9 protein-coding genes are annotated in these 11,123 nt (G+C 31.8%); all 9 read left to right on the top strand.

The annotated features are described in order from the left end of the window. The first annotated feature begins 87 nt into the window (after positions 1–87). Positions 88–1,179, top strand: a complete 1,092-nt coding sequence (locus QWC74_RS00990) for a phosphatidylinositol-specific phospholipase C/glycerophosphodiester phosphodiesterase family protein (protein WP_006784220.1) — start codon at positions 88–90, stop codon at positions 1,177–1,179. Next, positions 1,166–1,846 (top strand): hypothetical protein, encoded by a 681-nt coding sequence (locus QWC74_RS00985; RefSeq protein WP_006784219.1) that lies wholly within the window; start codon positions 1,166–1,168, stop codon positions 1,844–1,846. The genes QWC74_RS00990 and QWC74_RS00985 overlap by 14 nt, the downstream gene beginning before the upstream one ends. Before the next feature lie 15 nt (positions 1,847–1,861). Beyond that, on the top strand, positions 1,862–4,573 hold the full coding sequence (locus tag QWC74_RS00980; RefSeq protein WP_278473620.1) for an LCP family protein: 2,712 nt from the start codon (positions 1,862–1,864) through the stop codon (positions 4,571–4,573). 112 nt (positions 4,574–4,685) lie between these two features. Then, on the top strand, positions 4,686–6,206 hold the full coding sequence (locus QWC74_RS00975; RefSeq protein WP_006784217.1) for a lipopolysaccharide biosynthesis protein: 1,521 nt from the start codon (positions 4,686–4,688) through the stop codon (positions 6,204–6,206). Between the two features lie 183 nt (positions 6,207–6,389). After that, positions 6,390–7,379 (top strand): glycosyltransferase family 2 protein, encoded by a 990-nt coding sequence (locus QWC74_RS00970; RefSeq protein ID WP_006784216.1) that lies wholly within the window; start codon positions 6,390–6,392, stop codon positions 7,377–7,379. 21 nt (positions 7,380–7,400) lie between these two features. Further along, positions 7,401–8,375 (top strand): glycosyltransferase, encoded by a 975-nt coding sequence (locus QWC74_RS00965; protein ID WP_288993826.1) that lies wholly within the window; start codon positions 7,401–7,403, stop codon positions 8,373–8,375. A gap of 10 nt (positions 8,376–8,385) precedes the next feature. After that, positions 8,386–9,342, top strand: a complete 957-nt coding sequence (locus QWC74_RS00960; RefSeq protein ID WP_006784214.1) for a glycosyltransferase — start codon at positions 8,386–8,388, stop codon at positions 9,340–9,342. 4 nt (positions 9,343–9,346) lie between these two features. Further along, positions 9,347–10,522, top strand: a complete 1,176-nt coding sequence (locus tag QWC74_RS00955) for a glycosyltransferase (RefSeq protein WP_229059750.1) — start codon at positions 9,347–9,349, stop codon at positions 10,520–10,522. A gap of 1 nt (position 10,523) precedes the next feature. Further along, positions 10,524–11,123, top strand: a 600-nt coding sequence (locus tag QWC74_RS00950; protein WP_288993824.1) for an O-antigen ligase family protein, incomplete at its 3' end; no start/stop codon positions are given.

Genomic DNA, 11,123 nt, shown 5'->3' with positions numbered 1-11,123 from the left:
TTTTTTTACTTAATTACGATTTTCAATATTTGCATTCTTAGTTAAATAATGTACAATTAAATAGTATGTATTTAGAAGGGGGTTAGTATGAAAGAGTATATCAAAAAAAATAAGCTAATCATATTGGGCGTTTTATTGGGGATTACAGCGTGTGGATTAGCCATTTTAATTTATATGATGGATCAAACCATTAAGCAACTTGAAGAAAAAAGTCATACACAAAATACAATGTTAGATGAATATGAAGCCGTTATTACCGATTATTCAGATATGCTTTGTAAGTATGAAATGGATATTGAGCATTTAACAACCCCTATGTCTAAAGAAGAATTAGTATATATTGCTCATGCAATGGGCGGAATTGATGGGTATCCTTATACAAATTCTATTGAAGCATTTAAAGATAATTATGATAAAGGATTTAGAGTTTTCGAAGTAGACCTACTCTTTACGAGTGATGGAGAATTAGTTGCCCGTCATGAGTGGTCAGAAAGCGATTATGAGCGATTTGAACAACTCGACTTAATTGATTTATCATCGATTGAAAAAAATGAACGTGATGAATATGTTCCAACATTAGAACAATTTTTAAGTATGAAAATCAATGGTCAATATAGCCCCATGACTTTTGAAGATATCATTAAATTATTACAAGAGTATGATGATGTGGTATTTGTTACAGATACAAAATGGGCAGATGAAGACAGTGTAAAACAATCATTTACTGCTATTGTTGAACAGGTAACGGCAGTTGATGAGACATTGTTATCTCGAATTATTCCACAACTTTATACGCTTGAAATGTTCGATATGGTAGAAGAAATTTATGAATTCGATCGTTATATCTATACCATGTATCAGGAAACTCATCGCTCGAATTATGAAGTCATTGAGTTTATTAATGAAAATGAAGAAATTGTATTTGTAACGATGCCACAATTTTTTGCTTCATTATGGGGAGATCCAAGATTTGATCTTTTAAATCAATTGCAGTATCTAAAAAAACCAATGTTCTTCCATACCATTAATGATGATGTCACACTAGAAGAATTGTTATACTATGGGGCAAGTGGTGTGTATACGGATGAATTAATTTATGAAGGTGATATGCATCAAAAAACATGTCAATATGCTTCGGTAATCAAGGAAAGAGAAGGTGAAGAAAATGAAGCTAAATAAGCTGTTAAAAGAGCCCTTTTTAGTTTTCGGGGGAATCTTTACAATCACTACAATTGTTCTTGCAGTTATTTTAATCACTCAGTTAAAAGGAGATAAAAGTACAGTAGGAAATGATGTGAATACGAATATAGGAATTATTGATGTGACCCAAGACGTTGTTGATTATACGTTACGTGAAACAGCTACAGAATATCAAAAAGAAATTTATGATGAATTAATTGAGAATCAAACAGCCTTTGAAGAGTCATGGACTCCAGAAACTGAATCAGCTTATGCAGAGTCTGTTGTTAAAAATTTCATTGCCGATTTCTTTACTTGGTCTAATAAAGGAGGACGTAACGATGTAGGTGGATTACAATTTGTGTATCCGTTATATCGTTCAGATTTTAGAAATAAAGCAGTAGATGTCTTCTATTTATATCTAGATTACTATATTGAAGAGTTCGGTGCCGATCAATTGCTAACAGTAGAAAATGTTAAGGTAACGGGGGTTGATCCTAACTATGTCTACACAATGCCAGACGGAACAGAGATGGATGGGACATATGTTTATGCAGAATGGACATATACAGATAGTGATGAGTTAGATTTATCAAAATTTCCAACAGAAACAGGATTTATTGTTGTTGAAAAAGAAAATCAATTAGTTTTAATTGAAATTCAGTAGTGGAGGTGAGGAGAAATGAGTAACTTGCAAAATATATTAAAAAAGCCGATTGTTAAGTATTTATTATTATCACTTTTAATTATTCCAATTATTCCAATTGTCTTAAATATTGTTTATATCAATAAATATTCTGGATTCAATAGTTCTCTTCGAATCAATGTGTCGTTAATTTTAATTTTTGCCTTTTTATCTTTATTGATGTTTGGGATGTATTGTCTAAACAAAAATAAAGGGATTGGAATTTTAGTGACAAGTGTGATTGCAATTGTATCAATTATTTGTTCTTCATACTTTGGATATGTGAATATGAAAGTGTATAAATCATTAAATAATATGACAACACAAGAAACCGTGATTAACTATAGTTTAGTTTCAATGACGGATTCAAACATTAAATCATTTGATGATTTAAAAGGAAAAACAATTGGGACCTTAAATATTACTAAAGAAGAAGTTGTAGAAAGTATTAATACATTTTTAGATAAAAATGAGTTATCTGAAGAAAAAGTGAAAACATATGATATGCCATTTGATTTAATTCACGATTTATATCAAGGAGACGTTGATGCCATTATTATTGGGGATAATTATACCACGATTTTTTCCGATCAATTAGGTTATGAAAATATTTCGACAGAGACGACTGTTTTAGCCAACATCGAAACAGTTATTAAGCAAGAGGTTACAGTGGAATCAAATAAAAATTATGATTCTTTAGTTGATCAGCCATTCTCTATTTTATTAATGGGAGTTGACTCTGAAACAGAAGGATTGAACGCAAATTCACGTGCAGATTCCTTAATTTTAGCGACGGTTAATCCACAAAAATTATCTGTGACGATGACTTCAATTCCTCGTGACTCTTATGTTGAAATTCCATGTTATAACAACATGAAGGACAAAATTAACCATGCCAATAATGGTGGAACAACCTGTGTGATTGAAACAGTAGAAAATTGGTTTGATATTGATATTCCATATTACGTGAAAATTAACTTTAAAGGATTTGTTGAGTTAATCGATGCCATTGGTGGAATTTATATGTATGTTCCACAAACGATTATTGAGCAAAATAGTGATCGTAATTGGGGAGATGATATCGTATATGTTGAACAAGGATATCAAATTTTAGATGGAGAGCAGGCACTTGCTTTAGCAAGACATCGAAAAACATTAGCTAATGGCGATCTTGGACGTGCGGAAAGCCAACAAGAGGTTATTCGAGCAGCTATCAGCCAGATGTTAACTGAAATGAATTCTATTAATGAAGTATTAAAAGTCATTGAAGTGCTTGGAAATAATATTGAAACAAATATCTCAATGAATCAAATTACATCGTCATTCCAATATGCATTAGATACAGTAACAAGTTATGGAAGTAACAATCCAATGAATTACATTCATTTTAAAAATATGGTTATTAGTGCCACTTTCGGTAATGTTTATAACGAATTTCGTGGAGATATTTTAAATTATGCCTTTCCATTTGATGGAGCAGTTGCAGATGCTAAAAAAAATATGTTAATTAACTTAGAAGAAATTCAACCTGAAATAAAGTATACATTTAGCTATACACCATTTTCACCACATTATGGTGTGACATGGGTACAGTCATGGTATAATGAAGCATCACCTGATATTCCAGAAATGCCAGAATTAGTTCCAGATTTTGTTTCTGAAGGATGGGTATTAAGCGAAGTAACGTCTTGGGCAAAACAAAATGGGATCAGTATCGATGTGAATTATGTTGAAGAGGGAGATAGTGGTTATATCTCATCTGCTGCCAATAATCAAGTTATTTATCAAAGTGTTAAAGCAAATACGATTGCGTCTAAAGTATCATCTATTTCAGTAAGTGTGATTAAAAAAGGATTAGATTGTACAGATTCAGCTAATCAAAATGCTGAAGAGTGTCGCAGTATGATGCCTGATATGGTAGGCGGGAAGTATACAGCACAAATGGCTCAAAACTGGGCATCTTCAGCAGGCGTTCCGATTACGATTAATAAAATTTCGTGGTCAGATTCAGGATATGATCCATCCAAAGCGGGGTATGTGACGTCTCAAAGTGTTAAAGCTTATACGAAAAAAGATAGTATTAGTAGTTTAACAGTAACCGTGATGGATTATATTACGGTACCAGATTTCAATGCTTTAGGTTGGTCAAAAGACCAAATTAATAATTGGGCAAATAAAGTATCCGTTAAAGTTAACTTTACAGATGATAAGTTCTCTTCTGTATCAGCGGGATTTTGGGTATCTGATGTTTCTGCTGGAACAGTGATTAATGCGAATTCTTCAATTAATGTATATAAATCTAAAGGAGTCGCATCAGTGACACTAGATAATTATGTTGGCAAAACATACGAAGAGTTCGTTTCGTATATTAGTCAGAAAAACGCCGAATTAGGACTTTCAATTACAGTTTCAAAACAAGAGCAGTATAGCGCAACGGTTACAAAAGGAGCGATTATTTCTTATTCACCTGGAGTAGGTCAAAGCGTAAGTTCAGGTCATATTACTGTTGTTGTTTCATTAGGTGTTGAACCTACACCAGATCCAACACCGACACCGGATCCAACACCGACACCGGATCCAACACCGACACCGGATCCAACACCAACACCTGATCCAGAACCTGAGGTACCGGCTCCAAATTTCTGTGATGAGAATCCAGATGATCCACTTTGTGTGAGTACAGAGCAACCATCAGCGCCACAATCTTAGTTAAAATATTAATACTTAAATCAAAAAGGTGTATCCTAATGACGATACACCTTTTTATTAAATTATGTCTTTCTAGTCAAATAAAAGGAAAGATTGTGTTAGGAGTGATGAGATGAGAACGAAACATTCGTTTTTTAATATGCTAGCAACAACAATTCCAAATTTAATTTTACCTATTTTAGGTTTTGTTAAATTTAGTTTATTTTCTAGTATCTATGGTAGTTCAATTAACGGACTTTATTCGACATTATTACAAATTATGGCTGTTTTAAATCTAGTTGAAGGTGGATTTGGAATGGCATTTCAGCAAATATTATATAAACCCTTGGCTGATAAAAATCATAAAAAGGTAACCGAATTATATAATGGGGCTGTCTATTTATTTAGATGGATGGGAATTATCATTTTAGTGCTTGGAACAATTATAGGAATTGTTTCTCCGCTATTTATTAGTAAAGCGGATCCGATTCCAAGTGGGACGATCTACTTGATTTATTTCTTATTATTGATTCCAGTGGTGATTTCTTACTTTTTAATGGGACCGAATATTGTCGTTCAATCTGATCAACAATATTATAAAATTAATATCGGAATTCAATTCATTACGTTTATTCGCTCTGTTTTAGTCGTTGTGCTTGCGTTACTGAAAGTAGATTTAGCGATTGTTTTATTAGTCGATGGACTTTTAACCATTGCAACATATGTTTATTCTAGACAGAAATCTCTTAAGTTATATCCTTATTTAAAGAATAATCATGAAGAACGTGACTTATCAGCTCTTGAAAATACAAAACATGTCTTTGCACATAAAATTTCGGGTGTGGTCTTAAGTAATACGGATCCTATTTTATTAAGTGTCTTTGTTGCTACTTCAGTGACGAATATTTATAATGCTTATAATTTAATTTGCTCAAGTTTACAAAAGATTTTATTTAGCATTGTGCAAGCGCCAATTGATAGTTTTGGAAATTTATTTTCAAATGAGAATGAAGAACATAAATATGCAACATTTTTGGAATATACGAATTTTGCCTTTTTCTTAAGTTCAGTGATTTGTAGTATTTTATTTGTTGTCATGAGAGATTTTATGATGTTATGGATGAAAGAGGAGCAATATATTCTTTCATTATTCGCAGTCTTGTTATTTAGTGTAAATTTATTTTATTTGGTGTCAAGAGAACCATTATTAGTTGTTAGAAATGTGAATGGTTTATTTAAAGAGACTAAAAAAATTGCTTACATCACTGCAATAGCTAATCTATTAATTTCTCTAGTATTAATTAAAAACTTTGGAATTACTGGGATTTTATTAGGAACATTCTTGTCTCAGTTTATTTTTGATTTCTTTATGACAGTCAATTTAGTTTATCCACGTGTTTTTAACTTATCACCTTGGTATTATTATCGTCTGGTTCTTGGACGAATAGGGATTATGTTTGTGATTGGATCCATTTCTTATATGGGATGGAAGTTAGTATTCCCATCAGGAACGTCATCAATTTTAGTTTGGTTCCTAGGATCGGCTGTTTTAGGTACCATTGTTTTAATAGCTCATAGCATCTTATATTTTGTATTCTTTAATGAATTTAGATTATTTGTTAATCGTGCAAAGCGAATTGTATTAAAAAAATAAACAATTGTAAAAAGTGTGTCGAAATCTCGATGCGCTTTTTTTGTTTATATTTCCATTGGAATTAAATTATGATATGATAAATGTGACTATTTCTGTTCAAATATGGTTACAACTATAGAATAAATATCTTTTTTAATATAGTCGAATTTTAGATGAAAATGAGCTAAAGTAGGTGTAAACCCCGTGAGTCAAATTAGTGTTATCATTCCTGCGTATAATGTCGCAAAATATATTGATAAATGTTTTAAAAGTTTGGTCACTCAAACATTCAAAGATTTCGAAGTGATAGTGATCAATGATGGTTCTACAGATGAGACCTTAACTTTAATTAGAGAATGGGAGCAAAAGGATTCTCGTTTTAAAGTGATGGATAAGCAAAATGAAGGGGTTGGAAAAACACGAAACTTAGGATTAAGTTTATCGAGTGCTCCCTATGTTATTTTTATTGATCCAGATGATTATCTACATGAAGAAATGTTAGAAAAATTATATGAAGGAATCCGTTTATCTGATGCTTCAGTGGCCATTTGTGAGTATTATGATTGTTATGAAGATTCAAGTGAACAATTTGCTATTTCATTACCAAAATTTGAATCTGAGACGATTGATTTAATGAATCACAAAGAGATTCTGTTTAAAATTAATCCTGCTCCTTGGAATAAACTTATTAAAAAAGAAATTTTAACGGCTAATCAACTACTATTTCCAACAAACTATCGAAGTGAAGATTTAGCCTTTACGTTGATGCTATTAGCACATTGTGAGAAAATCGCGATGATTAATCAACCCTTATATTATTATTTAGCTAATCGTTTAAATAATGTTTCAAGTGCGTATGATGAAAGAATTTTACATACATTATTAGCATTGGAAGCTAGTATCAATTATTATAAAAAACTAAATAAATTCAAAACGTTTGAAGATGAATTAGAGATGGTTTGTATTAATCAAGCCCTTTATGAATTACAAAAAGTCATTCATATTAAAGATTCATCATTAGCACTTAAAATTATGAATGAGTTTTATGATTATTTACAGCAAGAATTTAAAGGCTGGACAAATAATAAATATTATCAACAACAAAAAGCGAATCAATCAATTAAAGAAAAATTAAGAGCTTCAATCTATGAGTCAAAAATGACATTAAAGTTATTTTATAAATTTAAATCTTAGTTTAGTCAGGTGGTGAAAAAAGTGGTAAAAGTAAGTATTATCCTTCCAGTCTATAATGTGGAGCAGTTTTTACCAAGATGTTTAGATTCGATTGTGAATCAAACATTAAAAGAAATAGAATGCATTGTTGTAAATGATGGAAGTCCAGATCAATCTCAACAAATTATTGATGAGTATGTCAAAAAATACCCTCATTTATTTAAACCATTAATTAAAGAAAATGGTGGGTTAAGTGATGCTAGAAATTATGCTTTATCGTATGTACGTGGGGAGTATATTGGTTTTGTTGATAGCGATGATTGGATTGAGCCAATGATGTATGAGAAACTATATCAAAAAGCAAAGGAAGAGAATGCTGATTTGGTTGTATCTGACTTTTTAATGGAATGGGAAGACCGTGGTGTTTCAAATGATATTCAAGGATTGCGTCAACAAGCGGATAATCCCTTTAAAAATTTATTGTTAAGTCCTGCATCAGCTTGGAATAAGCTTTATAAGACGGAGCTGTTTACAAAGACAAATATTCGTTATCCCAAAGGATTATGGTATGAAGATTTAGCGACGACCGCTAAATTTATGCCAAAATGTCATCATATTGCATATGTCAATGAAGCCTTTGTTCATTACATTCAACGTGAAGGGTCTATTATGTCGACAGTTAATCCAAAAGTTTTAGATATTTATAAAGCGATTGATTCGATAGAGTCGTATTATAAGCAGCAAGGAATTTTTGACGAGTACATGGAAGAGTTAGCCTATTTATCAATTGAAAATCTAGCTTTATTTAGTTGTCTGCGCTTTTTAAAAGTTGAAGATGGAGAAACATATATTAAAGAGGCTATTGACCATATGAATCGTCATTATCCTGGATGGTTAAGTAATCAATATTTAAGTTGTTTATCGAAGAAAGATCGTTTTATCTTAAAATTGCTTGGGCATAAACAAATTAAATTATTGAAGAGTTTTATTTTTATCAAACAGAAATTATTGAAATAGGTGTGATAACGTGATAGCAAAATTAAGTGTGATTGTCCCAATTTATAATGTTGAGAAGTATTTAGATAAATGTTTAGCTTCACTTGTTAATCAAACGATGAAGGAGATTGAGATTATTTGTGTGAATGATGGAAGTACGGATCATTCGCAAGATATCGTAGAGGAGTATCAAAAGAAATTTCCCGGGAAAATCATTGGATTGATGAAAAAGAATGGTGGCTTAGCAGATGCTAGAAATTATGGATTAGCACATGCAAATGGGGATTATGTTGCCTTTATTGATAGTGATGACTGGGTAGAGGCAGATATGTTTAAGGTTATGTATCAGCAAGTCGTAAAGAAGCAAGCTGATGTCGTTGTTTGTGATATGCAGTATGTGTATGAATCAGGTGAGACAAAGTTTGTTCCAGGAGGAGAGTTTACTGAAACGAATGTTTCAAATGATCCTTTAATCATTACTATTAATAATAGTGCGTGTAATAAACTGTTTAAACGTTCATTATTTGATGATGTTAAATTTCCAAAAGGATTATGGTATGAAGATTTAGGATGTGTTCCGATCGTATTAGCCAAGGCGAATAAAATCGTCAAAGTTAATCATGTTTTTTATAACTATTTTCAACGTGCGGGCTCTATTATGCATACACCTTCTGATAAAATTTTTGATATCTATCGTGCTCTTGATTTAGTCAAGTCTTACGTTGTCAAAAATAAAATTCCTTGTCTTGATGAGGTTAATTATATGTTTGTCGAGCATGGGGCTAAATTAACGACGCAACGCATTAGAGAGTATCAAAATGGACGTGAAGTATTTTTAAATCAGAATATTACCACTTTAAGTAGTAAATATCCAAAATGGATCAAGAATAAGTATATTAATACTTATAGTAAGAAAGAGAAAGTTTTAATGTATTTATTGTATTTACGTCAATTTAAACTAGTGTTATGGTTATATGATCGGAAGTGAGAAAATGTCAAAAAGAATTTTAATTGTTAATGATGAGATGGTCGTTGGCGGAGTAGCACGTGTTTTGAATAATTTATTGACAACACTTGTTAAGACGACAGATTATGAAATAGATTTACTTGTCCTTCATAAGCATGGTGAGATGCTAAAGGGTGTGCCAAAAGAAGTGCGAGTCTTAGAAGGCTCTAAATTTTTTAGTGTCATTGATTTACCCCTCGGACAGTTAATTAAATCTAAAAATTTAGCTTTGATAGCTAGAAAACTATATCTGGTTTTCTTAATGAAGGCCGGAATGATTGGAAATAAAATTAAGCGTGAACGAAAAAAAATGAAACTTGATTCTTATGATGTTGAGATTGCTTTTAAAGAAGGTTTTTGTACAATTTTTGTTGCCAATGGAAATAGTAAGAAAAAAGTAAATTGGGTTCATTTAGATTATAAAGTTCAAAATTTCTCATCTAATTACATGCCATTGCTTAAGAAGACGTTATCCTTAATGGATGAGCAAGTCGCAGTATCAAAGGTTGCTGCGGCTTCCTATCAAGAAGTATTTGAATTAAGCAAACCTGTTAAAGTGATTCATAATATTATTCAAGAAGACTTAATTAAGCAAAAATACAATGTGGAGATTGATGAAACTCGTTCGACATTTTTTAAACAAGAAGCTTTGACATTTATCAGTGTGGGGCGATTAGTAGATCAAAAAGGATATGATCGCTTACTCGAGATCCATCATCGACTCATACAAGAAGGCTTATTGCATCATATTATGATTATTGGTGGTGGAGAGGATGAAGCAGTTTTAAAACAAAAAATTAAGGCTTATCAAGTTGAGGAGACGTTTAAGCTAATTGGTTATCGTGAAAATCCATTTCCATATTTTAAACTTGCCGATTGTTTCTTATTGCCATCACGTTATGAAGGATTGCCAACCGTTGTATTTGAATCTTTACTTTGTTTGACACCTGTGTTAGCAACAAAGGTGGCCGGTATTGAAGAGCAGTTGAAAAATAATGAATATGGGATTGTTGTTGATAACAATGAAAACTCCTTCTATGAAGGGATGAAAGACTTAATTAAACATCCAGAGCAGCTCAATGTGATGGAAGCACACTTGTTGACGTATCATTATCATAATAACCAAATCGTCGAGCAGATTAAAGAGATTGTGGAGGAGTAGTATGTTAAATCAATTAAAATCGATGATTAAAAGTCCAAGTTTTTATGGGATTTTAGTCTTTATTTTTTTAGTGATTCAGCCATTGGTTGATTTAGATTATTTATTGAATGATTTTTTAAAGCAATATCATTTAATTGTTCCATCAACGATTGTTAGATTTCTTATTTTGCCGTTGCTTGCAGTAGGGGCCTTTATTTTGGTTGACAAGCATAAGAAGCGTACGTTTATTGGGGCCGCTATTATCGCAATCATTTGGATAGCTTATGTTGTTTTACATTTTATTTCAACGAAAAATTTAGATTTATTCTTGCCTGCTAATTATCAGTTTTTAACGGGAATTGAGTTGAAGTATATTTTAACCATGACATTACCATTTGTTTTGATGTATGTTGTTTGGATGGCCAACTTTAGTGAAAAATCATTTAATCGCGTCATCTTATGTGTTTCTACGTTCGTTTGTGGTGTGATTTTTATCACAGATTTATTGGCCATTTCAAAAGGAAGTTATGGTGGGTACACGCAATCAAGTTTTATTTCTTGGTTTATGGGGGGATATGAACAGTATAAGGCCACTCAGTTAACATCAAAGGGATTTTTCCAA

The sequence above is a fragment of the uncultured Turicibacter sp. genome, from assembly GCF_938044715.1.
GTDB classification, from domain to species: Bacteria; Bacillota_I; Bacilli_A; order MOL361; family Turicibacteraceae; genus Turicibacter; species Turicibacter sanguinis.
Note: the sequence above shows the minus strand (reverse complement) of the source record. Positions and strands in the feature narration are given on the sequence as shown.

Coding starts and splice junctions, on each gene's coding strand:
- QWC74_RS00985 (WP_006784219.1), top strand. CDS start 1,166: ATGAAGCTAAATAAGCTGTTAAAAGAGCCCTTTTTAGTTTTCGGGGGA.
- QWC74_RS00955 (WP_229059750.1), top strand. CDS start 9,347: ATGTCAAAAAGAATTTTAATTGTTAATGATGAGATGGTCGTTGGCGGA.
- QWC74_RS00975 (WP_006784217.1), top strand. CDS start 4,686: ATGAGAACGAAACATTCGTTTTTTAATATGCTAGCAACAACAATTCCA.
- QWC74_RS00980 (WP_278473620.1), top strand. CDS start 1,862: ATGAGTAACTTGCAAAATATATTAAAAAAGCCGATTGTTAAGTATTTA.
- QWC74_RS00990 (WP_006784220.1), top strand. CDS start 88: ATGAAAGAGTATATCAAAAAAAATAAGCTAATCATATTGGGCGTTTTA.